The 24,584-nt window shown below is 49.3% G+C and carries 25 protein-coding genes; 10 read left to right on the top strand and 15 right to left on the bottom strand.

Going from position 1 to position 24,584, the window contains the following annotated elements; all coding sequences use genetic code 11:
• Positions 1 to 6 precede the first annotated feature (6 nt).
• The 6 genes from A1OO_RS06235 to A1OO_RS06210 form a co-directional block, all read right to left on the bottom strand.
• Positions 7 to 507, bottom strand: a complete 501-nt coding sequence (locus A1OO_RS06235) for a flagellar basal body-associated FliL family protein (RefSeq protein ID WP_017004944.1) — start codon at positions 505 to 507, stop codon at positions 7 to 9.
• Between the two features lie 20 nt (positions 508 to 527).
• On the bottom strand, positions 528 to 1,616 hold the full coding sequence (locus A1OO_RS06230) for a flagellar hook-length control protein FliK (protein WP_017004943.1): 1,089 nt from the start codon (positions 1,614 to 1,616) through the stop codon (positions 528 to 530).
• Positions 1,616 to 1,912, bottom strand: coding sequence for a hypothetical protein (locus A1OO_RS06225; protein ID WP_241819049.1), 297 nt, complete (start codon positions 1,910 to 1,912; stop codon positions 1,616 to 1,618). The genes A1OO_RS06230 and A1OO_RS06225 overlap by 1 nt, the downstream gene beginning before the upstream one ends.
• 1 nt (position 1,913) lies before the next feature.
• A complete protein-coding gene (fliS, locus tag A1OO_RS06220; protein WP_017004941.1) occupies positions 1,914 to 2,300 on the bottom strand; it encodes a flagellar export chaperone FliS in 387 nt (128 codons plus the stop codon).
• Between the two features lie 11 nt (positions 2,301 to 2,311).
• The gene (gene fliD / locus A1OO_RS06215) at positions 2,312 to 3,649 is read right to left on the bottom strand and encodes a flagellar filament capping protein FliD (protein WP_017004940.1); all 1,338 of its coding nucleotides are present in this window, start codon (positions 3,647 to 3,649) and stop codon (positions 2,312 to 2,314) included.
• Positions 3,650 to 4,078: 429 nt separating this feature from the next.
• Positions 4,079 to 4,834: an IclR family transcriptional regulator gene (locus tag A1OO_RS06210; protein ID WP_017004939.1), complete on the bottom strand. Its 756-nt coding sequence runs from the start codon at positions 4,832 to 4,834 to the stop codon at positions 4,079 to 4,081.
• 141 nt (positions 4,835 to 4,975) lie between these two features.
• On the opposite strand from A1OO_RS06210, the gene purU reads away from it, so the two are divergent.
• The 7 genes from purU (at position 4,976) to A1OO_RS06175 (ending at position 12,944) form a co-directional block, all read left to right on the top strand.
• Positions 4,976 to 5,836, top strand: a complete 861-nt coding sequence (gene purU, locus A1OO_RS06205) for a formyltetrahydrofolate deformylase (protein WP_016959257.1) — start codon at positions 4,976 to 4,978, stop codon at positions 5,834 to 5,836.
• A 15-nt stretch (positions 5,837 to 5,851) separates the two neighbouring features.
• The gene (gene folD / locus A1OO_RS06200) at positions 5,852 to 6,709 is read left to right on the top strand and encodes a bifunctional methylenetetrahydrofolate dehydrogenase/methenyltetrahydrofolate cyclohydrolase FolD (protein WP_016959256.1); all 858 of its coding nucleotides are present in this window, start codon (positions 5,852 to 5,854) and stop codon (positions 6,707 to 6,709) included.
• Between the two features lie 111 nt (positions 6,710 to 6,820).
• The gene (locus tag A1OO_RS06195; protein WP_017005824.1) at positions 6,821 to 8,068 is read left to right on the top strand and encodes an FAD-dependent oxidoreductase; all 1,248 of its coding nucleotides are present in this window, start codon (positions 6,821 to 6,823) and stop codon (positions 8,066 to 8,068) included.
• Positions 8,069 to 8,078: 10 nt separating this feature from the next.
• Complete coding sequence (locus A1OO_RS06190) at positions 8,079 to 8,390, top strand: sarcosine oxidase subunit delta (protein WP_017004938.1); 312 nt, start codon at positions 8,079 to 8,081, stop codon at positions 8,388 to 8,390.
• Entirely contained in the window at positions 8,387 to 11,296 is a 2,910-nt protein-coding gene (locus A1OO_RS06185; protein ID WP_017004937.1) for an FAD-dependent oxidoreductase, read from the top strand. The genes A1OO_RS06190 and A1OO_RS06185 overlap by 4 nt, the downstream gene beginning before the upstream one ends.
• Before the next feature lies 1 nt (position 11,297).
• On the top strand, positions 11,298 to 11,918 hold the full coding sequence (locus tag A1OO_RS06180; RefSeq protein ID WP_017004936.1) for a hypothetical protein: 621 nt from the start codon (positions 11,298 to 11,300) through the stop codon (positions 11,916 to 11,918).
• Positions 11,919 to 11,957: 39 nt separating this feature from the next.
• On the top strand, positions 11,958 to 12,944 hold the full coding sequence (locus tag A1OO_RS06175) for an Ldh family oxidoreductase (RefSeq protein WP_016959251.1): 987 nt from the start codon (positions 11,958 to 11,960) through the stop codon (positions 12,942 to 12,944).
• 213 nt (positions 12,945 to 13,157) lie between these two features.
• Here the strand turns inward: A1OO_RS06175 and lafA are convergent, their stop codons facing one another.
• The 9 genes from lafA to A1OO_RS06130 form a co-directional block, all read right to left on the bottom strand.
• Complete coding sequence (gene lafA, locus A1OO_RS06170; protein WP_016959250.1) at positions 13,158 to 14,006, bottom strand: lateral flagellin LafA; 849 nt, start codon at positions 14,004 to 14,006, stop codon at positions 13,158 to 13,160.
• Positions 14,007 to 14,147: 141 nt separating this feature from the next.
• Entirely contained in the window at positions 14,148 to 14,939 is a 792-nt protein-coding gene (locus A1OO_RS06165; protein WP_016959249.1) for a hypothetical protein, read from the bottom strand.
• A 19-nt stretch (positions 14,940 to 14,958) separates the two neighbouring features.
• Positions 14,959 to 17,049: a flagellar biosynthesis protein FlhA gene (flhA, locus tag A1OO_RS06160; RefSeq protein ID WP_016959248.1), complete on the bottom strand. Its 2,091-nt coding sequence runs from the start codon at positions 17,047 to 17,049 to the stop codon at positions 14,959 to 14,961.
• Between the two features lie 105 nt (positions 17,050 to 17,154).
• A complete protein-coding gene (flhB, locus tag A1OO_RS06155) occupies positions 17,155 to 18,282 on the bottom strand; it encodes a flagellar biosynthesis protein FlhB (protein WP_016959247.1) in 1,128 nt (375 codons plus the stop codon).
• Entirely contained in the window at positions 18,279 to 19,055 is a 777-nt protein-coding gene (gene fliR, locus A1OO_RS06150) for a flagellar biosynthetic protein FliR (protein ID WP_016959246.1), read from the bottom strand. Before fliR ends, flhB begins: the two co-directional genes overlap by 4 nt.
• Complete coding sequence (gene fliQ / locus A1OO_RS06145; RefSeq protein WP_016959245.1) at positions 19,055 to 19,324, bottom strand: flagellar biosynthesis protein FliQ; 270 nt, start codon at positions 19,322 to 19,324, stop codon at positions 19,055 to 19,057. Before fliQ ends, fliR begins: the two co-directional genes overlap by 1 nt.
• 6 nt (positions 19,325 to 19,330) lie before the next feature.
• Positions 19,331 to 20,089, bottom strand: coding sequence for a flagellar type III secretion system pore protein FliP (gene fliP, locus A1OO_RS06140; RefSeq protein WP_016959244.1), 759 nt, complete (start codon positions 20,087 to 20,089; stop codon positions 19,331 to 19,333).
• A gap of 47 nt (positions 20,090 to 20,136) precedes the next feature.
• Positions 20,137 to 20,505 carry a flagellar motor switch protein FliN gene (gene fliN / locus A1OO_RS06135; protein ID WP_016959243.1) on the bottom strand — a complete coding sequence of 123 codons (369 nt, stop codon included), beginning with the start codon at positions 20,503 to 20,505 and terminating at the stop codon, positions 20,137 to 20,139.
• 11 nt (positions 20,506 to 20,516) lie between these two features.
• Positions 20,517 to 21,320 carry a FliM/FliN family flagellar motor switch protein gene (locus tag A1OO_RS06130; RefSeq protein WP_017004935.1) on the bottom strand — a complete coding sequence of 268 codons (804 nt, stop codon included), beginning with the start codon at positions 21,318 to 21,320 and terminating at the stop codon, positions 20,517 to 20,519.
• A gap of 586 nt (positions 21,321 to 21,906) precedes the next feature.
• On the opposite strand from A1OO_RS06130, the gene A1OO_RS06125 reads away from it, so the two are divergent.
• Genes A1OO_RS06125 through fliE form a run of 3 tightly spaced genes read left to right on the top strand, consistent with a single transcriptional unit; the run spans position 21,907 to position 24,584 of the window.
• Positions 21,907 to 22,842, top strand: coding sequence for an OmpA family protein (locus tag A1OO_RS06125; protein WP_017004934.1), 936 nt, complete (start codon positions 21,907 to 21,909; stop codon positions 22,840 to 22,842).
• Positions 22,839 to 24,170: a sigma-54-dependent transcriptional regulator gene (locus tag A1OO_RS06120; RefSeq protein WP_017004933.1), complete on the top strand. Its 1,332-nt coding sequence runs from the start codon at positions 22,839 to 22,841 to the stop codon at positions 24,168 to 24,170. Before A1OO_RS06125 ends, A1OO_RS06120 begins: the two co-directional genes overlap by 4 nt.
• Before the next feature lie 33 nt (positions 24,171 to 24,203).
• The gene (gene fliE / locus A1OO_RS06115) at positions 24,204 to 24,584 is read left to right on the top strand and encodes a flagellar hook-basal body complex protein FliE (RefSeq protein ID WP_016959239.1); all 381 of its coding nucleotides are present in this window, start codon (positions 24,204 to 24,206) and stop codon (positions 24,582 to 24,584) included.

The raw sequence follows: 24,584 nt of genomic DNA, 5'->3' as shown, positions 1-24,584 counted from the left end.
CACTCCTTATTGCACCACATATTTGGTCAGCAATACGTCGTCGATGTCGCGGACAATGTCGGTTTTCGCAAAGGCCAGCAGTAGGGTTTGTTTGACTTCTTCCTGCAAGGTTTCAACCGCGCCGTCTTTTTGCAGATCGTCGTAGTGCTTGTTGGCGAACAATTTGAGTAAGGCGTTTTGCACCATCGGCATGTATTCATCAATGGCTTCGATGCGTTCGGGATGACGGGTTTCAACCGCGAGTTCCAGCATCACAAAATGGGTTTGACGATTACCCTTGACGGACAAGACGATTTTCTCAAGCGCGTGAAAGCTCGGGCCATTTTTTAGGGTTTCTTGTTCAAACAAAAATGGCAGGGAGAAGCCCTCGAATGATGGGGTTTCTGCTGCCGATATCTTTTGCGCGTTCTGCATGTACCAAAGCCCACCCAAAGTGACGCCCGCAGACACTAACGCGCTGGTGATGATCATGGCGCCAGAGAAGACGAGTAGTTGTTTTTTGTTCATTGTTTTTCCTCGTGGGTTTATCAGGCTTGTGTGCTCAGCCAGTGGTCGGCGTGAGACGATGATGGCGTCGCGTCATCGTGAAAATCACGGGCGGCAAACACAGAGAAGTCATCATTATCTTGCTTCGCGTGCCGCTCTTTCCCTGCGTGATCCGAGCCTACATTCACATCGACATGCAGGAAGTTTTGGTCTTGAAGCTCGGCGCGTAGGCGCTCAGACACTTGCATCAAGGCTTCACGGGTCGCCGCGGAATTGGCATTGATTTGCACACTTAAGCGATCGCCTTCAACGCGTACCAGCAAATCCAGCTTGCCAAGATCAGGTGGGTCGAGACGAATGCGGGCTTCTTGCACGTTTTGCTGTGCTTGCAATGTCACTCTGTCTTGCAGCACTTGCATCATTTGCTCGCCCCATTTTCCTGCGCGGGTATCGACGCGCACGGCAGCCCATTCCGGACCGTGTGACGCAGTTAGCGCTGCGGCAGCGGGGAGTTGCGCGGGCGGTTGAGTCGCTGGGCCTGCGCCCGTTGAAATACCGTTTAATGCGACTTGCAGCAGTTGAGACGTGTTAAGTTGAGAGATGTTTAGCTGAGAGGATTCAAGCGAACTGGACGTCAACAGAGAGGGGCGAGTGATATCGCGGGTGGCTGTCCCTTGAGTGCCTTCACCTTGAGTAAGCTGTCCGTGAGTCAGCAAAGACGCCATGTTTACGGAAGCGTCTTGCTTGGTAGTGTGATTTCCATCCATCCTGTTTATTGCTGGAAACGACACGGTCTGAGCATGAGTTTGGACATTGCCCTGTGCATTGGCATTGCCGACCGACAGCGTGGGTAGCGCGAATCCTGCTTGCTGCGTTTGTGGCGTGTCAGTGCTGGCGTTTAGCGCGGTAAAAGGCAGCGTCGTCGCGTCAGAAGGCAAGTTCTGTTCAATTTGGTTTAGTTGACGCGAACCTTCATTCAGCGAACCCAGCTGGAACGGCTGGGCATTTTCAGGCTTATCACCAAACCCAACCGCAGGTTGAATCGTGCCGCCGGATTCGCTGGAAATTGCACCGTTGTTCGAAGTTGCTTTCGCAGCGCTTGTCTGCGTCAATGACGTCGAAATCATCATCAGTACTCCATCGTCATTGCGAGTTGATACGCCATGGCGCGTTCGTTTTGTGCTTGCATCACATCCAACTCGGTTTCCATTTCGGTGAGCAACTCGCTAAGGGCGAGCAGCGCGACCTGATGTGTGGCTTTAAGCTGAGAAATCTCGGCAGCACAGGCCGCGCTTTTCAGGCATTCAGGGTGGCGCAGCAACAGTTCTCTCACTTTATGATCGAGCGCTTTCAGCGTCTGCCAGTCACGGGATGCCGTCGCTTGTTGAATACGCTGTGCCAGTTGATTCAGCAGCGTCGGGGTCACGTTAAGCCTGTTGACCAAAACTCACCCATCCTTCACGAATGTTGCTCATTACGCCGGCCACATTGGAGAGTTTTTCGACGTCGTTATGCAGGCTTGCTTGATACAGTTCCATCTGACAAAAGTCATAAAGCTGATGGAGGTTCTCTGCGATTTCACCGCCATTTTTTTCGTCTAAGGCACTGTCTAAGCCAATCAGAATATTCATGGATTTGCTGATGCTTGCGCCTTTTTGCGCCAATCGACCAGCCTCGATGTGTCCGCGTGCACGTTCTACTTCATCAAGAAGGCCATCAATGAGCATGACCACCAATTGGTGAGGGGATGCCGCCGCGGCCTGAGCATCCAAATCCACTTGCTGATACGAGTCGTAGCCTGAGTCCATAAGCATAAAAATATCTCCTAACCAAACATCGACATGGTTTGGTTCATCTGAGCCATGATTTGATTCATTTGAGTAAATTGTTTGAGGTAGCGGTCGTATGACATTTCATATTTGCGCTCAAGCTGCGTTTGCTTGTCGTCAATGCGTTCAATGTTCTGTTGTAAGGAGTCTTTGCGGCTAGTGAGCAAACCAGACGAAAACTTGAGGTAGGGTTCCATCATGCCGTCGATAGTATCGAGCAGATTGCCCTCGCCGTTAAACATTTGCTCCAGAGCCGCACCATTGCTTTTTTGTGCCTCAGAAAACTTGTCGGCATCCAGTTTCATCTTGCCTTCACGGTCAATGGAAATACCGGCTTCGCTTAGGTTCATACCGCCAAAATCTGCGCGCAAAATACTCGAGAGTTGGCTTTCGATTGAGCGAAGTGTCGGATCGTTTGCAAGCACACCACGAGACACGCCATCACCACCGATTGAGGTGTGTGTATCTAATGCGCCAACCAGCGAGTTGTAGGCATCAATAAACTTGGTGACTTGTTCTTTGGTTGATTCGCTGTCAGCACCCACATCCATGCCAATAGCCGCATCACCAGCGTCTTGCGCTTTGGTGACAGTGATGTCCACGCCATCAATCACGCCTTCAAAGGTGTTGCTACTGTTGGTGAGTTTTAGGCCGGAATCTTTCGCACCGAGCCAAATCACGGCATCTTTCGGCGCGGTGATTTCATTGAGGTTGGTAAAGCCATCTTCAAACCAGGCTGCCCCCGTTCCAGATGCACTGACCTGAACACGGTTTGCTTCACCCGTTTCTGTGCTGGAAAGCATGAGATGGGTTTGACCATTGGAACGCACCAGCGTGGCATTCACGCCTGGGTTAGTGCTGTCACCATTGATGGATTTGACCAAATCAGACATGGTGGCTTTGCCGTCACCGTCCGTGTCGACGTTGGACAAATCAATGTCCATTTTCTCGCCGTTAACGGTAAACGACAGTGTGCCCGTGGTTGGGATTTGCGTGTTGGCATCAAGGTCTGCTGGCATACCCGCAGAGGCCTGATGCGCTGTCGCGACCTGTTCAACAAAAACCTGATAGCTACCCGCAAGCGCATTGGCGTTGGCATTGGCTGTGAAGAAACCGTCTTGCGATACCGTCGCGGTGTTTTTAATGACGCTGCTGTTGCTGCCGTTCATTTCGTTCACAGCGGTGCGAAAATCACGCAGGGCGCTTTCTACTTTTCCAAGCGCAGTGATTTGGCCTTGGTACTTGTCGGCTTGCATTTGGTAGCGGATCTGAAAAGGCTGAACATCATACGTCGCCAGTTGCGTTGCCATCGTTATTGGGTCTAACGAACTCATTGGTTTGCTCCCTGTCCATCAGGTCGATTTGGTTGTGTCGATACCATTGTTTGTTTGCATCGACATGAATAAATCGCAAGATGTGTGCCATTGATTGGCGCTAATAAAAACAAGGGATTAGCGCCATTATATTAATGAAGCGGAAGAGACGTTTCCTTTAGAGACCTTCCGTTATTTCCTGCTTAATGCGCAGGCTTCCTAAGAAATAAAGGCGACGTAAAAGAGTGGGAGATTAAGGAGATATTGGTAACGAAAGGTGATCTTGAGTCAAACCAGCAAATCATCAAGCTGAGTGGTATTGAAGGTAGGCGTGTATTTAACGGAAACGATGAGTGACAGGCATCAACAACCCCATTTCTTTATTGGGGATAGAAACCTGTATTTGAATTTTTCACTCAGCGCGGCTTGGCGTTGTTGACACCTGTTGGACTAGGTCGGCGCTTCGCTTGAAATCGCTTTGGCCGTGTTCAGCAGGCTGGTTTTTGCGGCCTCAAATTGATGCTGTTTATCCATGATTTGCTCCGCCCCCGATATATTGATGGCCGCAATGATGTTGCCCAAATAATCCGTGATGGGTACCGCGATGGCCGTTGCATTGTCTGACCGATTAAACGCAAACCCCTGCTTTCTCTCAGTAGCGATGCGATGCTTCAGTTCTGGTAGCGTTTGCGGGTGTGGTTTGGAATACATATCAAGCTGGATTGTTTGGTATACCGCGCTAAGTTCGATGTCACTTAGCTGTTGCAGCAAAATTCTCCCCATCGCATTGGTATGACACGGCAACCTCGTTCCTAGTGGGATATTGACCGATAGCCGTTGAGACGCTTGGGCACGATAGATGTATAAGGTTTCGAGTCCGTCCCTTACCGCTAAATGGCACGAAATACTGGTTTCATCTCTTAAGCGCTGCAAGTGCGGGGCGGCGACATCCACCAGATGTTGACCCGCAAGATAGGAGAACCCGCGAGAAACAACTTGTGGGCCAATGGCATAGGCATTTCGTGCGACTTTTCGAAGGTAATTTTTATCGAGTAAGGTTTGTACAATTCGATAAATAGAAGATTGGCTGACACCCAACTGGTCAGCAAAGTCATTCGTACTGAGAATACGATGCTCCGCGTCATACATTTCGATGATGTCCAGCCCTCTTGCTAACGATTGAACCTGATAGTCTGCCTTGCTCATGATTTACTCATCTGTAAATGTAAAATTCATATGTGAATAAAATATGTGTTTATTTTGTGTTCATGTCCATCTTGAATGTTAATTCTTTGTGATTTCGCTTATTAAAGTGAAAAGCATCAACAACAACCAACAGGAAGGAACATGCCAGATTCAAAGGAATTTATTCTCAAAGCAACATGCGATGCATCAAGCGGGATTCTTGCAGCGGTCACTTCCTATCTGGCTGGCTTGAGTTGCTACATCTCTGAGTTGCACCAATTCGATGACGAAGAGAATGAAAATTTCTTCATGCGAGCGGTGTGTCGCATTGAGTCTCCCGATGTGGACCTAGACACCATCAAAGCGGGTTTTGAAGCGCAAGTGAGTCGTTTCAATATGGATTGGCAATTTTTTGATTCCCGCGCACCTATGCGCGTATTGATCATGGTGAGCAAGTTCGATCACTGCCTAAAAGATTTGTTGTACCGCCATGAAAATGGCGAGCTGCCAATGGACATTACCGCCGTGGTGTCCAACCACAAAGATTTGAGGCCCATGGTTGAACGCGCTGGCATCCGCTTTATTTGGCTGCCAATGACCGTGCAAAACAAACCTCAGCAGGAAGCTGCGCTCCTTGATGTGATGGCAGAAACACAAACGGAGTTGGTTGTTTTAGCCCGTTATATGCAGATTCTTTCCGATGATTTATGTCAAAAATTGCACGGCAAAGCGATCAATATTCATCACTCATTTTTGCCGAGCTTCAAAGGCGCAAAGCCCTATCACCAAGCCCATGCTCGTGGCGTGAAACTCATTGGTGCGACTGCGCACTACGTCACATCAGATCTCGATGAAGGGCCTATTATTCAACAGAGTGTGCAACCCGTCGGTCACACTTATTCGTCAGAAAGGTTGGTCGCCGTTGGGCGTGACACGGAAACCATCGCCCTTGCGCAAGCAGTCAGGCTTCATTTGGAGCACAGAGTCTTTATGTACGGAAATAAAACCGTCGTATTTCAATAATTAACAGAGGTAAGGATGCCAGTAAATATTATCGATGGTCGGCAACTGTCCGATCTGTTGATTGAAGAGATGGCGCAAGAAGTGAAGGTAAGAATGGCGCAAGGGCATCAACAGCCTGGGCTTGCTGTGGTCTTGGTGGGTGAAGATCCAGCCAGCACCATTTATGTTCGCAACAAAATACGCTGCGCTGAAAAAGCGGGGCTATTTTCAGTGGTCACGCGCCTCGATGAAACGTGCACTCAGCAAGAATTAGAAGACGTGGTGAACGAACTGAATGAGCGTGATGACATTCATGGCATTTTGGTTCAACTGCCTTTGCCTGAGCATCTGTCTGAAGAACGCATTATTAATCTTATTAAACCAAGTAAAGATGTGGATGGTTTTCACCCTGTCAATGTGGGTCTACTGTCATCAGGTCAAGCCACGCTCATTCCTTGCACACCATTGGGTTGCCTTGAAATCCTCAAAAGAGAAATGGGGGATCTCTCAGGCAAACATGCCGTTGTTGTTGGGCGATCCAATATCGTCGGGAAACCGATGGCGAACCTTTTACTTCAAGCCAACTGCACAGTCAGTATTGTTCACTCAAAAACGATTGATGCCGCTGCACTTTGCCGACAGGCCGATATTTTAGTGGCGGCGGTTGGCGTGGCAGAGCTAGTGGATGATAACTGGGTGAAACCCGGCGCGGTTGTGATTGATGTGGGCATAAACGCCACTGAAATCGACGGTAAGCGAAAGCTGGTCGGTGACGTCAATTTCGAGAATGTAGCAGGTAAGTGTCGCGCAATAACCCCAGTGCCTGGTGGTGTTGGTCCCATGACGATTGCCTGCTTAATCAAAAATACCTTAGTTGCGGCAAAGCAAAACTGAGGCAAAAACGATGCTGAGCAAAGCTTCTCTAAAGCATTCAACGGTCAGTAAAAAAGCTGTTTTAAACAAAGCAAAAGCATTGATTCACTATTGTAACGCGGGGAACGCACTGTGCCTTTTTCACTTTTAAAATATGGTCTGACGAATGACTATCCCTTTGAGAACGACATGGATTTGCCGATCCCTCGCGATCTCAAACGCAATTACGATGTTGTCATTATCGGTGGCGGTGGACACGGTGTGGCCACGGCGTATTACCTTGCCAAATACCACGGCATCACCAATGTGGCGATTTTGGAAAAAGGGTACCTTGGCGGGGGCAACACGGCGCGAAATACCGCGGTTATTCGTTCGAATTATTTAACGTCTGAGGGCGTTAAGTTTTACAGCGAATCCGTCAAATTATTCCAAAATCTATCGAACGAATTTGATTTCAATATCATGTATTCCTCGCGAGGTCAGCTGACGCTTGCGCATACGGATGCCGCTGTTCGCTCGTTTCGTCAACGCACCGAAGTGAATAAACATTTTGGTGGGCGCACAGAGCTGATTGACCCGCAGCAAATACGAGAACTGGTTCCTACCCTCAACATGAATCCTGCCGACATGCCAATTCTCGCTGGCCTTTGGCATATGGATGGCGCAACGGCAAGGCATGACGCCGTGGCTTGGGGTTACGCAAAAGGCGCAACACAGCGCGGCGTAGAGCTCCATCAATTGACGGAAGTCACCAACGTTAATATCGAGAACGGAAAGGTCGTGTCCGTCGAGACCAATCGTGGCACTGTCGGCTGTGGCGCGGTAGTGCAAGCGGTGGCCGGCCATAGCTCGATTGTTGCTGCCATGGCGGGATTTCGAATGCCACTCACCAGTTACCCGTTGCAAGCCATGGTCACCACCCCCGTTAAACCTTTCCTCGATCCGCTCGTCAGTTCGTCTGCGCTTCATTGTTACGTGCAGCAAACCGGTCGCGGAGAAATCGTCTTTGGTGGTGGGTCAGACCCTTACCCGCTCTACAACACACGTTCGACGCTTGATCTCAAAGAAAGCCTCATTGCCAGCGCAATCGAAATGTTCCCTTTCATGGCCAATTTCAAATTACTGCGCCAATGGGCAGGGACCACAGACATGACCAGCGACTACAGCCCAATCATGGGACTCAGCCCCGTTGACAATTACTATTTGGATGCAGGCTGGGGCACATGGGGCTTCAAGGCAACGCCCATTTGCGGCAAAACAATGGCTGCACTGGTGGCATCTGGCGGACACGTCCCAGATCTTATCGCCCCATTTTCGATGGACAGGTTTGATGCGTTCCGACAAGTCAATGAGATGGGCGCCACAGCCGCGAGCCATTAGGAGTATTGATATGAAGATAATGCGTTGTCCCTTGAATGGTCCAAGAAACATCAATGAGTTTGTCTACGGTGGTGAAGTGAAAGCCATGCCCGATCATAAAAACTGCACTGACAAAGAATGGGCTGACTATGTCTTTTACTCAGACAACACCGTCAAAGTGGTTCAAGAATGGTGGTTTCACAGTGCATCTAGCTATTGGTTTATCGCGGAAAGGCACACAGCCTCAGATGAGATTATTCGAACTTATGATCCCAGCGACATATTTACGCAGAAAGTCTCTTTCGATGCTGACGCCGACGAAGGAAAAGGAGCGCAACCATGAGTGATGAGAAACGATTATCACCGCCGATGGGTTCTTTGATTTCTCGGGATAAGACAATCAGCTTTGAATTTGAAGGAACGCGCTACAGTGGTTTTGAAGGCGATACCGTTGCCAGCGCCCTTATTGCCAATCAGCAATGGCTGATGTCACGCTCCTTCAAATATCACCGACCTCGTGGCCCGCTAACGATGGCAGGTCAAGATGCTAATACCCTGGTTCAATTGCCAGACGAAGCCAATGTATTAGCGGATCGCATTGATATTTCACAAGCCCCAAGGGTGATGGGGCAAAATTACAATGGCTCGCTGGAAAACGACAAAGATGCCTTGTTAGAAAAAGTCGGACGGTTTATGCCCGTCGGCTTCTATTATCGCGCATTTTATAAGCCCAAGGGCGTCTGGGATAAGTGGGAGCCGCTCATTCGCAAAAAAGCGGGATTGGGGAAAGCCAACCTAGATTTTGACCCCACTTATCATGACAAAGCCTACCTGTTTTGTGATGTGATGGTGGTCGGCGCGGGGCCAGCAGGACTGAATGCGGCCATTACCGCCGCGCAACACGGTGCCAACGTACTGTTAGTTGACGAAAACAAGCAACTCGGTGGCGCACTGACTTATCATCGATTCGATATCAATGGTGATGTGGCAGATGACGTACTCGCCAAACTCAAATCGAGCGTCTCCAATCACCCCAAGATCCGCGTCTTAACCGATGCGGTTTGTAATGCGTGGTTCACCGATAATTACCTGCCCGTGCTCACCGCCAATCGCATGTATAAGGTCAGGGCTAAACAGTGCATTGTCGCGTCAGGCGAATTCGAACAGCACGTCGTATTTAGAAACAATGACATTCCCGGCATCGTTTTATGCAGCGCCGCAATGCGACTAATGAAACACTACGCCATCAAACCGGGCAAAAAATCGGTGGTACTAACGGGCAATGACGATGGCTATTTAGCCGCCATCGAGCTTGCTAAACAGGGCGTAGACGTTGTTTCCGTCGTCGACATGCGTAAAAGCCAGAGACGCGCTGATCTGGTCGATGCGGTTCAAACTCTGGGTATCCCCGTCATATTGGGGGCGACGGTTTATGAAGCGCAAGCACGCAACAACCACCTTTCATCGGTCGAGATCTATTCTATCGACGACCAATACAAGGTCACACAAAAAGTATCAACAATACCCTGCGATCTGCTTTGTGTGTCAGCCGGTTACATGCCGACTTACCAGTTGTTATGTCAAGCAGGCGCACAACTCAGCTATGACGACAGCAACGCACGTTTTACGCTTAAAAACCTACCCGACAATCTGCACATTGCGGGCTCTGTTAATGGCATTCATGACCTTGATAAAGTGCTGGCAGATGGACAAAACGCGGCGCAAACCTGTTTAACTAAACTCGGGCTGTCTGATGTTGTCAGTGACAGGGTTGAGTGCGATCTTTCAACCAATTTCCCTTGGCCTATATTTCCTCATCCTAAAGGGAAAGACTTTGTCGATTTTGATGAAGATCTTCAATCAAAAGATATCGTGAATGCCACGCGTTTAGGTTATCGAGACATTCAACTGGTTAAACGTTTTTCGACTGTTGGCATGGGCCCCTCTCAGGGACGCCATTCCGCCTTGGCCAGCGCGAGATTGGTTGCCGAGGCCACAGGCAGAACGGTCAGTGAAACGGGCGTAACCACTGCGCGTCCGCCATTTATCCCCGAAAAGCTCGCCTATTTAGCGGGTCGAATTTTTAACCCTGTTCGCCTCACGCCCATGCATTCAAGGCATGAAGATCTGGGCGCACAGTTCATGCCTGCGGGCGCATGGCGTCGTCCTGCTTATTATGGCGACCCTGAACATCGACATGAACGCATTCAGCAAGAAGCGTTAGCTGTGCGACAAAATGTCGGCATCGTTGATGTCAGCACATTGGGTGGTATCGAAGTTTATGGGCCAGATGCGCCAGAGTTTTTGAATCGAATGTATACCTTTGCGTTTGTTAAGCCGCCCGTTGGTAAAACGCGTTATGCCGTGTTGACCAATGAGCAAGGCGTGGTGGTGGATGACGGCGTCGCGTGTCGTATTGCAGACGACCATTATTACGTGACTGCGACAACGAGCGGCGTTGATGCGGTTTATCGTGAAATGAAAAAGTGGAATGCCCAGTGGCGATTAGATGTCGATATTGCCAATGTGACCTCCGCATTTTCAGCGGTGAATGTCGCCGGGCCAAACGCGAGGAAAGTCCTCGAGAAAGTGTGTGAAGACGTCGATTTCACCCCGGAGGCGTTCCCCTATTTGGCCTACCGAGAGGGACATATTAGCGGCATGCCAGTTCGATTGATGCGCGTCGGTTTTGTTGGGGAACTCGGGTATGAGATCCACATGCCCACACTGTTCGCGCTCAAGGTTTGGGATTTACTGATATCCGCCGGAGAAGAATTTGAGATGCGTCCCTTTGGCGTAGAAGCACAGCGGCTTCTTCGTCTGGAAAAAGGCCACATTATCGTTGGGCAAGACACCGATGGTATGTCACACCCCGGTGAATTGTCCTTGGGATGGGCCATCGCGAAAGCCAAGCCTTTCTATGTGGGTTCACGCTCAGTTGAGATAGTGATGCGCCGCGAGCAAACCCGAAAACTGGTTGGTTTTACACTCGATAAATCGTCTGCGAAGCCAGAAGAAGGCCACCTTGTGTTGGATAAAGCGGGTCAGGATTCAAGCATCACGGGAAATGTGACGTCGTGTGATTTTTCGGCAACGTTAGATGCCTATATTGGTCTGGCGTTTGTCGGCATTGATCAACAAGAACCCGGTACGTTGTTCCCTATCAGGGTCGACGGCAAAGAAGTATGGCCGGAAGTGGTCAAGTTACCTTTTTATGATCCGGAAGGTGCGCGACAGGAGGTCATTTAGCATGTTTTCATTTTTAGTCAGCACACAGCCAGCATTGAGACACAGCGATATTGTGCAAACATATTGTCTGTCTTCAATTTCGTTTTTTGATGCAACCACCTCAAACCGTGTTGGATTCAGAGGTCAACACGCTGCTTCTTTTTTAGAGCAGCAGGGGCTTGAAATACCTCCTCAACCTAATAACGCCGTCGAAATGCGCAACGGTTTATGGGTGCTAAGGCTTAGCCTCACGGAGTTTTGGGTTCTTGATGTGGAACATCAACACACTGAAGCCATTCTGGAACTGGAAAAAGCCGCGCTTAACGCCAGCCAAGTGACTCGATTATATTGCCAACACAGTTCGGCGATGTTTGTTCTCACGGGCGATGCTTGCCCGCAGATGTTTGCGAAAGTGTGTGCGGTTGATTTTCAACCCGATGTATTTACGCCCGGTCATATCGCCCAAACATCCGTGGCGCGTGTTTCTTCTGTCGTCGTCAACACATCACAGTCCGCTTTTAAACAAACGCGTTTCTTCATTTTGAGTGATATTTCAAGTGCGGGCTATTTATGGCATGCGCTTGAAGATGCCGCTTTGGAGTTTCAACAGACAACCGACAAAGAGAGATTCTCAGACAATTAATAACACCTGATTTTAGTGACAAATTCTAAAGGAGTATGTATGCCAGTTATTGCCATTTCCGAGATTCATGAGGTGTGTAAAACAGCGTTAGAAAAACATGGCGCTTTACCGTGGATCGCAGAATCTGTCGCGCTTGCTGTCGCAAAAAACGAGTCCAGACAAAACCGAATCTGCGGCTTGTACTATTTACAAAGTTATTGCGAGCAACTTGTGTCAGGGCGTGTATCAAAAGACGCCGAACCGTTAATCACGACACCCAAGCCTGGTGTTGTTCAAGTCGATGCCAAATTCGGGTTTGCACAAGCGGCTTTTGTTCGCGCTTTTCCATCCGCGTTAACTGCCGCCTCTGAGAATGGCCTCGCTGCATTAGCGATTGGTCATAGTCATACGTGTACGTCATTAGGGTATTTCACCGAACAGTTTGCCCGTCGTGGCTTTATCGCTCTCGGTTTTACGAACTCTTCTCCTATTGTCGCGCCGCCCGGCGGGAAAATCCGCACCATTGGCACTAACCCAGTGGCCTTTTCTGTCCCAGATGGTGAAGGCGGCATAGCCATGCAGTTTGATCAATCCACCACGGTTGTCGCCCTTGGCAAAATCACGATGGCGAAAGAAGCAGGTGAAAGCATTCCTGAAGGCTGGGCGCTTGATGAACTTGGCAATCCAACCACTGACCCACACAAAGCACTAGCCGGTTCATTGGTCTCTGCTGGTGGGTACAAAGGCTGGGGGTTTGGCTTAATGGCGGAGTTGTTGACGGCAGGGTTAACAGGGGGAATTGCATCGCAGTTCGTCAAACCCCTAAAAGCGGCACAGGGCGACCCTCATGATTTGGGCCAATATTTCTTGGTGATTGACCCTGCCAATTCCGAATCATTTTATGAACGTTGTAAACAAGTTGGCGATCTGGTTTCTCAAGACGAGGGAACGCGTTTACCGGGCCAGTTTATCAACGAGCTGACGGAGGTCGATGTTCCTGAATCCTTGTGGGATTTGGCATTAACATTATCCCATGGCCCTCATTAGTATTTCGATAGACCCTCTCGCTTGTTAGCGGCCAGATAAAGACCTCTCGATGGATAATTCGTGGATGTTAGGGTCTGAAAAAATATCCCCAAACAAACTGAATTTTCGGTGTGTTTGGGGATAAAACCGCCTCTCGGAATTTCCACAAAAAAACCTCCCGAAGGAGGTTGAGAAAAATATCCAAGGGAGGATAAAGGAGAAATTGTGTGGCGATTAACGCAGCAGTGACATCGCCATGCCAGGCAGCTGGTTAGTCTGAGACAGAACGGTGGTGCCTGCTTGCATCAGCATTTGGTTTTTAGTCATGTTTGATGATTCAACGGCAAAGTCTGCATCCGTGATACGGCCTTTCGCTGCAGCAGTGTTTTCTGACATGTTGCCCAAGTTAACAACGGTGTGGTCTAGACGGTTAATTGTCGCACCCAAACCGGCACGCGCGGCACCCACTTCATCCAGCGCCGTCGCCAGAGCGTCCATCGCAGCACCTGAATCACCCGCAGAACCAATATCTAGCGCTGGGACAGTGGCTGAAAGCGCAGTGTGTGCGGCGATAACATCCGTATCAACCGTTGTTGCTAGGTCAAGCGTTTCAGCAGAAGAAGCGCCGATTTGCAGCGTTAGACCGCCTGTTTTAATACCAGCGGCGGTGATAAGTGCATCACCCGCGTACTTGGTATTGGTCATGATGTTGGTAAGCTCTGCACCTAACTCACTGAATTCTTTTTGCAGTGCGTCTTTGTCTGCATCGGTGTTGGTGCCGTTCGATGCTTGTGTCGCTAGGTCGTTCATGCGGTAAAGAATGTTGGTCGACTCGTCAAACGCACCTTCAGCCGTTTGCAGCATTGACATACCATCTTGTGCGTTACGCATTGCTACTGACATGCCGCGTGTTTGTGCTTCCAGACGGTTAGAAATTTGTAGGCCAGCTGCATCGTCCGCCGCAGAGTTAATGCGGTAACCGGTGCTCAAGCGCTCCATTGCAGTGTTCAAAAGGTTGCTGGTGCCATTCAGTGTATTCTGAGTAACAAGCGACGCGTAGTTAGTGTGCATTGATAAAGCCATCTTAAACTCCTTGGTTCACAGTCATTGGTTGCGAGGGATGATCCCTGCTCACTAACTAGAGGCGGACGCTTGTTGCACAGAATTAATCTCAGAATGAAAAAAATCCGCGAAATCGCGGATTTATAAGCATTTTGGTGATCTCTATTCCACGTTTTGGCTGGTGTCAGGGTTGTCGAAGCCCTTAAAGGATAAAGACGTTGGAATGTCGCTGACATAGCCAAAGTAGTGTGATGCGCCCAGTAGGCGAAACTGATTCAGCTCACTTTGGCTGGAAATACGTCCTGCCACCCAAGGCAATCGATGAGATCGAAAAAAGCGAATCAAGGGCAATAAGCCGCTACGATCCTGTTTACTGGCTAAAGTAATGGCCAATTTCACCCTGTCTGGACGGTGACGTTTCATTAATTCAATGTGGTGACAGGGAATGGATATATCAAACCAAAGTGCAGCTGATCGCACGCGTAATGTCGCCAGCAAGCTAACAAGACGAGGCTGTGCCTCGTCACTGACATTGATCTGCAACGAAGGAATAAGAAACGAAAAGGCCGCTTTGTCCAGTTGCAGCATCTGGGTGAGAGCATGCTGCCCCGTTGACCAGATCAGCGCATTGGCATCAACGGGTACCACGACATCGCTGACCAAATCAGGGTGAAAGGTATCAATTTGAAAGCGGCTTTGGCGTAGCGCCAAATACAAGCTGTAAAGGTCAAGACTAAAACGCATACCGTCAGACAAATCAAAGCTGTAAACGCTTTGCTCTCCACGACTGCCAAAGCGCAGTGTCACATGTTGATAAACCACCACACCAGAACGTACATCACGAATGGCCTGACACACATGGCGAATATCGTTTTGTAAAAAAGCGGCGAGGATCAGCGCATCGTCATCCGTAACGACATGCTGCTCGATAAGGTGACGTAAAGTTTGATGCATCACCTGGTGAAGCGTGAAATTAGCCAAGGTTTCCTACCACGTTAATTTGCTTATTCTCGGGCACTTCGTTGTATGACAACACCGCCAATCCTTGGGTAAAGGTGCGTGCATAACGTGCAAGTAACGGCCGTAACTGTGGCATCACTAGCAGGATGGGTACCATGCCTTGTTGCTTAAGCTGTTGTCGAATTAATGGCAGGTTCTGTTGGAACTGCCCCAAAATATTCGGCTCAATGGGGAAGCTATCAAGCATCACTGGGCCACTGGCTTGTGCTTGCTGTAACGACGTTAGCAACATCTTTTCCAATTCGTCGGAAAGGGCGTACACATTCAACTCGTTCTTTTGTCCGGCGATGAGGTTAAACAGCGTGCGTCGCAAGGTACAGCGAACATCGGCGGCCAGCAATATCGGGTCTTTGCTGTTTTCGGATGAATCCAACATGGTGTTGGCAATGGTGCGAATGTCTTTTAGTGGCACTTGATCAAGCAGCAATTGACGGTAAACCTTCAGCTGTTGTGCAGGTGTCAGGGCTGCGCCCAATGCTTGCGCGAGCTTTGGTGCTTGCTGTGTCAAACGTTGGTTCATGGCTTCTACGTCGTCGTGGGTAAACAACTCCGCCAGATTCGATTTAATGATTTTGCTGATGTGGGTCGCGATCACGGTACTGTCATCCACCACCTGATAGCCCATGTTGAGTGCTTTGGCTTTGTCCGTGTGTTCAATCCATACCGCAGGCAATTGGTAGGCAGGGTCGCTTCCCAAAATACCGTCGATTTCGCCGTAGGTTTCACCCACCGCAATAGCCATCAAGCGATCCGGTTCGATAAAGCCTTGCTCAATCACTTCGCCATTTAGCGACAAGGTGTACTGGTTAGGTTTCAGGCTTAAGTTGTCGCGAATACGCACTTCAGGGAGCAAAAAACCGATCTGCTCAGACAGGTTGCGGCGAACGCCACGAATACGTTGTGTGAGTGGTGCGCCTTGCTCTTTGTTGACCAAATGCACGAGACGATAGCCCAGCGCGAGTGACAGCGTGTGAACGTGGGGAATATCATCCCAAGACAACGGCGATTCCTCATGCTGCATCACATGAGAAATAGCCTCAACGTCGTCCAATTGCGAATCATTGTCTGGCGCTTTGCTCTGTCGCCAGCCCGCAAAAGCCAAGGCGCCCGCAAAGCTGAAAAAAGCCAGATGCGGCATGCCGGGAACAATACCAATCACCACCATGATGCCCGCAACGGTATAGAGCGTTGCTGGGGTGGCGAGCATTTGCTTGCGCATGGTTTCCGCCATGCCGCTGTCGGAATCATTAATACGGGTAACAATGATAGCGGCTGCGGTTGCCAGCAATAGCGACGGAATTTGCGCCACCAAACCATCACCAATGGTCAGTAGGGCATAGGTTTTTAGTGCTTCTGAGCCGGTTAGGCCATGGTCAAACACACCAATGCTGATACCACCAATTAAGTTGATAAACAGGATTAGCATGCTTGCGATGGCATCGCCGCGTACAAACTTAGACGCACCGTCCATTGAACCGTGGAAATCCGCTTCATTGGCGACTTCTTTACGGCGTAATCGAGCTGTTTCTTGGTCGATTAATCCCGCGTTGAGATCCGCATCAATCGCCATCTGTTTGCCCGGCAGGGCATCCAAGGTAAAGCGGGCGGAGACTTCGGATATCCGCTCGCCACCTTTGGTGATGACCACAAAGTTAATGATCATCAAGATGACGAACACCACCATACCAATCAGGTAGTTACCACCAATTACCACCTCACCAAAGGCTTGAATGACCTTACCGGCGGCATCGCCTCCGTTGTGACCTTCAAGCAATACAATACGGGTGGAGGCCACGTTTAGCGCAAGGCGAAGAAGGGTGGCGATCAGCAATATCGTTGGGAAAATGGAGAAATCGAGCGGTCGTTTCGCACTAGTGCTGACCAGCAACACCAAAATTGCCAACACGATATTGAAAGTAAACAGAGCATCGAGCAGTAGCGGTGGCAAGGGCAAAATCACCATTGCGAGCAGCATCAGCAACACGACAGGAATACCAATTCGCCCCTTCGCTGATTGTTGAAAATCTCTTAACCGATTAAGCATAGTGTCTGTTCCTTGGTGTGACGGCGGTGAGTGCAAGCTTGTACGAATGCGTGAAATAAGTTTGATGACAGAGATCTTGATGACACCGAGCTGAATGCCATAGTGTTAATGCTGCAAATGATTCGGGATCGAAAAATGAGGCAACGACATAGGCTTGTCGCCACGTCCTTCGCGAAAGGCTTTCACCTGTAACACGTACGTCAGAATATGCGCCACCGCGATATAAAGCTGACTGGGTACAGCCTGTTCAATCGCCGTGGTGTGATAAATCGATCGGGTCAGTGGCGCGGAATGGATAATTTCGACATTGTTTTCTCGCGCAATACGCTGAATGTGCATGGCGGTTTCATCCACGCCTTTTGCGACGACAAACGGTGCATCAGACAGCGAGGTATCGTATTTTAGCGCCACGGCATAGTGGGTTGGATTCACGATGACCACATCGGCACTGGGCACGGTTTTGTCGATACGCCGACGCGAAAATTGCTGTTGAATTTGACGAATACGCTGCTTCACTTCGGGACGGCCTTCGTTGTTCTTGTACTCTTCTTTTTGCTCCTGTTTAGTCATGCGAAGCTCTTTCATGTGCTCCCAGCGCTGATAAGGGATATCAATGACCCCGAACAGCAGCAGCGCAAAACCCATAAGCAACATGCCTTCAAACAAGATGTTCATGATCATCACCACACCCTGGTTCAACGGCAGGTTTTGCATACCCAGCAAAGGTTGAAGTTTGTTATCCAAAAAGCCGTAAAGTACGCTGGCAATCACCGCCACTTTCAAGGTGGATTTGATCAGCTCGACAAGCGAGCGGGTTGAGAACATGCGCCCAATCCCTTTGATCGGGTCGAGCTTACTGAGCTTGGGCAAGACATTGGCAGGTCGAAACATCCAGCCACCTAAGATCAGCGAACTTAAAACGGTGGTGACAATGATCAACAGGAACATGGGCAGTAGCAGTTCAATCAAAATACCAAGGCTGTGACCGACGTGTTCAATCGCTTGTAAGGGGTTTTCAAGATCGGCTTTGGTCAGCGACATATTGAAGCGAAACACACCCGAAATGGCTTCCCAAATTGCGGGTAATTGGCTGTAGAAATACGCTGAAACCGCAAGAAAGATAACCGCCGTGGTGAATTCTTTGGCGCGGGGGATTTGGCCTTCGCCCCTTGCCTTTTTGATCTTCTGGTCGGAAGCCTGTTCGGATTTGTCTTGTGACGATTGTTCGCTCATGCGCCCCCCACCATAAAGGTATTCAGATGGTGAAGGGTGTCATGCACGAGTTCAGTGTATTTATCGGGCACCCCGGAAATAGACAGTAAAACACTGAATAGGCCAAGTAACATGGTCATGGGAAAACCAAGGGCGTACACATTCAATGATGGCGCGGCGCGGTTCATCACACCAAAACTGATGTTTGCCAGCAACATAGAAACAATGGCAGGCAAGGCCAATGCGAGACCAGATGCAAACATCCAACCGAAGATATTGACCACGCCTTGCAGTGACATCCCGGTTAGACCAGAGCCTACAGGCCAAATGACAAAGCTTTGGATCAGAATATCGATGATCAACAAATGTCCTTCGAGGGATAAAAATAGCAAGGTGCAGAACAGCAGAAAAATTCTCGCCAATACCGCCACAGATTGACCGTTAACAGGGTCATTCATCACGGCCATACCAAGTCCCATCTGCAAAGAGACGATTTGGCCTAACATGGTAAAAATGCCAAAGAACATGTGCAGGATTAAGCCAAAGAACAACCCCCACATGGCTTGCTCAAAAGCCAGAAACAAAGAGGTCATGGAAAACAGCTCAACAGCGGGCATAGCGGGCATTAAAGGCGCGGTGATCACAACAATTGAGAGCGCTAACAGGCTACGCACCCAAACGGGAATTAATGCATCACCGAAAAACGGCATGGATATAAATACGGCGCCAACACGGAAAAACGGCCACCAAAGTTGACCGAGCATGACGGAGAGTTCCGCGAAGGTGATCGCCATTAGCCGATCATGCCGGGAATGTTGTGGAACAGATAATCGAACAGATCCATGATCTTTCGCAGCATCCAGTGTCCAGCGAAAATCACCATCAACAGGGTGGTCATTAAGCGGGGCAGGAAACTCAGTGTCTGTTCATTGATTTGTGTGGCGGCTTGAAAAATCGCAATACCAAGGCCAACAATCAGCCCGGGCACGACAAGCACTGCGACCATTAAGATGATCAGCCAGACCGCGTTGGAAAAGAGGGTAACAACAAGTTCAGGTGTCATGCTGGGCTACCCAAAACTGGCGGATAAGGTGCCAACGGTCATGGCCCAACCGTCGACCAATACGAACACCACGAGCTTGAATGGCAATGAGATGATGAGGGGGGAAAGCATCATCATTCCCATTGCCATCAAGACACTGGCGACCACCAAATCGATGACCAAAAAAGGGATAAACAACATAAATCCGATCTGAAATGCCGTTTTCAGTTCGCTGATCACAAAGGCAGGTAGCACCACGGCAAATGAAATGTCGTCCACGTTTTGGTTCAGTGGTTCATTGGCAATGCGTAGCATTTGCTCCAAGGCGCTTTGATGCGTTTGCGCCAACATAAAGTTTCGAACTGGTGTTTCTGCCACCGTGAACGCTTGCATCAGGGTGATGTCACCTGCGTCATAAGGCTTGAAAGCATTCTCGTAAACATCTGTCCAAACGGGGCGCATGATCAAAATGGTCAGTGACAACGCAATCCCGACGAGCACGCGGTTTGGCGGGCTTTGTTGAAGACCAAGTGCCTGACGCAAAATCGCCAACACCACGATAATGCGAGTGAAGCTCGTTCCCATCAAAATGAAGGCAGGCAGAAAACCTAGCGCTGTCATCAACAGCAGGATTTGCAGTTTTACGCTGTATTCCTGCTGGGTATCGCCATCGGTGACAGAGAGGAAAGTCAGCCCGTTGTCGGCAGCCAATACGGGCATTGCAAACAGAGCAATGGCGGCAATCAGTGCAGGCAAACAGGATTTGAGAGAACGAAACATCAACATTGAGGATATTGCCTTTTGCTCTTGTAATCAGTCACAGAGTCAGCGACTTATTGGGTAACGCCTGCCAGTGCAGAGTCCAGCACATCAATCAGGCGCAGGCCATATTTGTCGTTGACAACAACCACTTCGGCATGGCCCATCAAGGAACCGTTTACTTTTACATCTAAAGGTTCGCCATTGAGCTTATCTAACTCGATCACACTGCCTTCGCCGGCTTTCATCAGGTCGCCTAGCGCGATTTCTTTGCTGGCGACTTCCAAAGTGACCGTCACAGGGATTTTTTTGAAAAAGCTCAGATCACGCTCAGGCATGACTAAAGGCTCAGCGATGGTTGGGGTATCGAAATCTTCCAGTTGAAAGTCGTCGAAATTCAAGTCTTCACCATTGAAGGTGGCGGTATCAGGGGATGCACTCACGTTGGAATTCCTTATTCGTGGTTCAAAATCAGTACGAGTTGTCCGTCTTGCTCGGCGACACGGCCAGTAAAGAGCTGTTGATTGCCAATGCTGACAGGCACGGTCGCAAGCAATTCAATCGGCAGAATGTCGTTTGGGGCAAGGCTAAGCACATCGCTTAATGGGAGGGTTTTCTTACTCAGAAGCACGTTTAACCGAACAGGCGTTGCAGTCAATGACTGCGCAAACGAAGCTGACAGATCTTGGGTACGGTGCAGCCCCAATTGTTCGATCAGCGTTTGGATAAGGTTGCCTTCAATATCAAGGCTCAGCGTGCCAACCGTGTCGCCGAAATGGATTTCAAACACGGAACGAAGCCCCATGCCTTGACCTAGCTCGACCTCGCACGGCGACCACATGTCGTCGGGCGCAATCCAAGCCGCGACCAATTTTGCGATACGCTCTTGTAAGCGCACATCGCTGCTGGTTAGCGTCGGTGTTTTGCGTTCAATGGCCGCGCCGTAGAAACGGTCGGCCAACTTCACCAGCATCGGTGCATCAATCGTCATGTATGCCAACCCGCCATCTTGATGACGGAGGGTGGTGGTCGCGTTTTTATCGATGTCACTTAAACGTAGGGTGTGAAGGTCGATACACTCCAATTTGACATCGATCTGATTGGTTTTGAGCCAGCTTTGCAGTGCGTTGCTTAAGGTGTGGCAGGACGCTTGAAGGATGTGTTGCAAATTATCACGTACCGCGTGGATGGGCTTTCCCAGCAATTCGACACTGACAGCCGGCAATTCTGAATTCGGCTTAGGCGCTGTCGTTTTCATTTATTTTTACCGCATATAAATACATCGGAGCGTGTCGCTCATCATTCCCGCTAGTCTACACAGACTTTTTTATTACGCTTTAGTTTGATTTTTAAACTATGTGACTTTCGTTCACATGTTGGATTTTAATTTATATGTCTTATTTAAAAGAATAGAGAATAAAGGTAGTTTGCATTTCTAATAAAAGTGAGTGGTTAAAAATTAATCTAATAAAAATATTAATATAGATTTGTATGTTTTTTAACTTGCTCGATTAAATATTGTCCACTGACATGCAGTGCGACACTTTCCCAAGATTATGTCTTTGAATTTACGCTTGCTTCTGTCACTTACTGTTCGGTTCTTGAACTGGGATTTTTAACGATAAGTCCTTTTTAAATGGGATTATTTCTTAGAGTGTCTAGTGGTAAAAGTGGTCATCGTTCCATGATTTTGGAAGCTTTAGTTGGCTAATAGGTTATCTATGTTGAAGGGAATTCACGATTATATTTACCGTTGTAAGGTGAATGTAAATACATCCTATTTATTAATTTTTACATTGCTTATTTCAGGTTCTGCATTCGCAAAGAATGAGATTGTGGTTCCTATGGATTTATCATCTTGGAAATATCAAGGTGGTAAGTTTGAGTGCCAATTAATTCATGCGGAAGTGCCGCAGGGGAAGTTTTACTTCCGTGCACTGCCGGGTGAGAAATTAAGTTTTGAATCAGAATGGAATGGAAATAATACGGGACTCAATGTGGCGACGTTATATCAGGTCGCGCCGCCATGGTTACCTGATGCCCGTGAACGCAAACTGGCAGACGTCAACATTACGGCAAACAGCATCGTACGTTTCCAACACCAGATCCCTGAACTGCTCAAAGCGATGGCTGCCAGCCAGTGGGTCAATGTGGCTTACAGCGGAAGCGCACCTTCCGTCACGAAAAGCATCACGCTTCCCACGATCCGAATTCAACAAAGTCTGACCGCATTTAATCGTTGTCGCGCCAATCTACCAGGCATGAGCGTTGAAGAAGCGCGAACATTGGAGCTTCCCTTCGCGTTTGGGCAACGGTCACTGACTTTCGCACAACAGAACAAGCTAAAAGCGCTATCGAGTTATCTTGCGGTTGACGCGTCTATTTCCCGAATTTTGATTGACGGCCACACTGACAATATCGGTTCATCGGTGGTTAATCTCAACACATCGCGCCAACGCGCAGAGAACGTCGCGAGTGCGCTGCAAACGCTTGGCGTGGCCGACACACGTATTGATATTCGCGCCCACGGCGAACGTTACCCGATTGCCGACAACGTCACGCAAAAAGGGCAGGCGAAAAATCGCCGTGTCACGGTGAGATTGGTTCGAGACAGTGAACGCGTTGTGCCCGTACTCTTGCCTGCACAACAGATAGAAGAGAAACAAGCACCAAGTAGTAATAACCAAAACACCACCCCAAACACCACCCAAAGCGGCACGAAAACTGCCCCGAAAGTATTCAGCGAAGCCAGCCCTGAAACAACCAAGGTTCAATCATGAAGAATATGGAAATTTTGTTGGTCGAGCCAAATGAAACGGTTGCGCTCCCCGTCATCGATGTGTTGAAAGACGCTGGTTACAAGGTCAGACACGCAAGAACAGGGCGCAGTGCGTTACTCAATGAGCCTGCCGCGGTCACCTTGGTCAGCTCGAGTCTGTCTGATATGGGCATTCGCGAATGGGTCGCCTGTCATCAAAAACAACGTCATGGTGGCGTGGCGATTGCCATTGTTGAGCAAGATGAAGGTATTCTGGCCGCCGAAACCATGAAAGCGGGTGCCACGGATTACCTGCTTCGTCCTTTTGAATCAAAGCAATTGGTCAACCTGCTGCGCCGTGTTGAAGCGCTGGGCAAACCCATGGCGAATATCGTCGCAGAGTCTTGGCGTAGCAAACAGGTGCTGCAACTGGCGCATCGCGCAGCCTGCACCAGTGCCAGTGTGTTAATTACGGGGGAATCTGGCACAGGTAAAGAAGTGCTGGCGCGTTATGTTCACGAACATTCTTCTCGTACCGACGAAGCGTTTGTGGCGGTTAACTGCGCAGCGATTCCCGAATCTATGCTCGAAGCGGTGTTATTTGGTCATGTGAAAGGGGCATTTACTGGCGCGCTGCAATCGCAAAGCGGCAAGTTTGAAGAAGCGAACGGCGGCACGATTTTGTTGGATGAAATCGGTGAAATGTCCCCTGCGGTGCAAGCCAAATTACTGCGTGTGCTACAAGAGCGTGAAGTCGAACGAGTGGGCAGCCACAAGACGATCAAGCTTGATATCCGCGTGATAGCAGCCACTAACAAAGATTTACGTGAAGAAGTGCAAAAGGGCAATTTTCGCGAAGATTTGTACTACCGCCTCGACGTATTACCCCTTCACTGGCCACCATTACGTGAGCGCAGTGAAGACATTCTACCTATCAGTCATTTCTTTATCGGGAAGTATCAAGACAGCAGTCAATGCCGCCTGTCCGCCGATGCCATTTCCGCTCTTAGCCAATACCAATGGCCGGGCAATATTCGAGAGCTTGAGAACGTGATTCAACGTGCGCTGGTAATGCGCCACGGTGATTACATTACCGCGCAAGATCTGATGCTGCCTGTTGCGCTAAATAGCGTGAATATTCCCATGATGCAAACAGAGCGTTTCGGCCATGTGGAAGCGAAAAAGCACGCAGAATTTCAGTTCATTCTCGACAAATTACGACAGTTTGGTGGCAACCGAACGAAAACAGCAGATGCCCTTGGCGTCTCAACCCGCGCGTTGCGTTACAAGTTGGCTGCAATGCGTGAACAAGGCATTGATTTACAGTCGTTACTTGGCTCGGCTGCTTAATCTCAATCTGCTTAACCCTATTAAAGGTGAAACATGGCTAATCACTCAATCAACCCATCGATGAACAGCGCAATGAGCGCCGAACAGCTCATGCTGACCAAAATGGATGCCATGCGTGTACAGGCGCAGCCGGATTTTATTGTTAGCGCTAACCCCTTGGATGTGAACGCGGTTAACGCCACCACCAATCAGCCGATGTCTTTTTCACAAGCCATCACCAACGTCCTCGATACGGTGAACCAGCATCAATCGACAGCGAGTCAGAAAATTACGGCTGTTGAGCTTGGGAAAAGTGATGATTTAGTGGGAGCAATGGTCGCAAGCCAAAAAGCGAGCTTATCGTTTAATGCCTTGATGCAAGTGCGCAATAAGGTCGTCAGTTCGTTTGATGACATCATGAAGATGCCGGTGTAA

It is taken from the genome of Enterovibrio norvegicus FF-33, from assembly GCF_000286835.2.
GTDB classification, from domain to species: Bacteria; Pseudomonadota; Gammaproteobacteria; order Enterobacterales; family Vibrionaceae; genus Enterovibrio; species Enterovibrio norvegicus_A.
The sequence above is the reverse complement of the archived record's forward strand: the minus strand, read 5'-3'. Positions and strand labels throughout refer to the sequence as shown.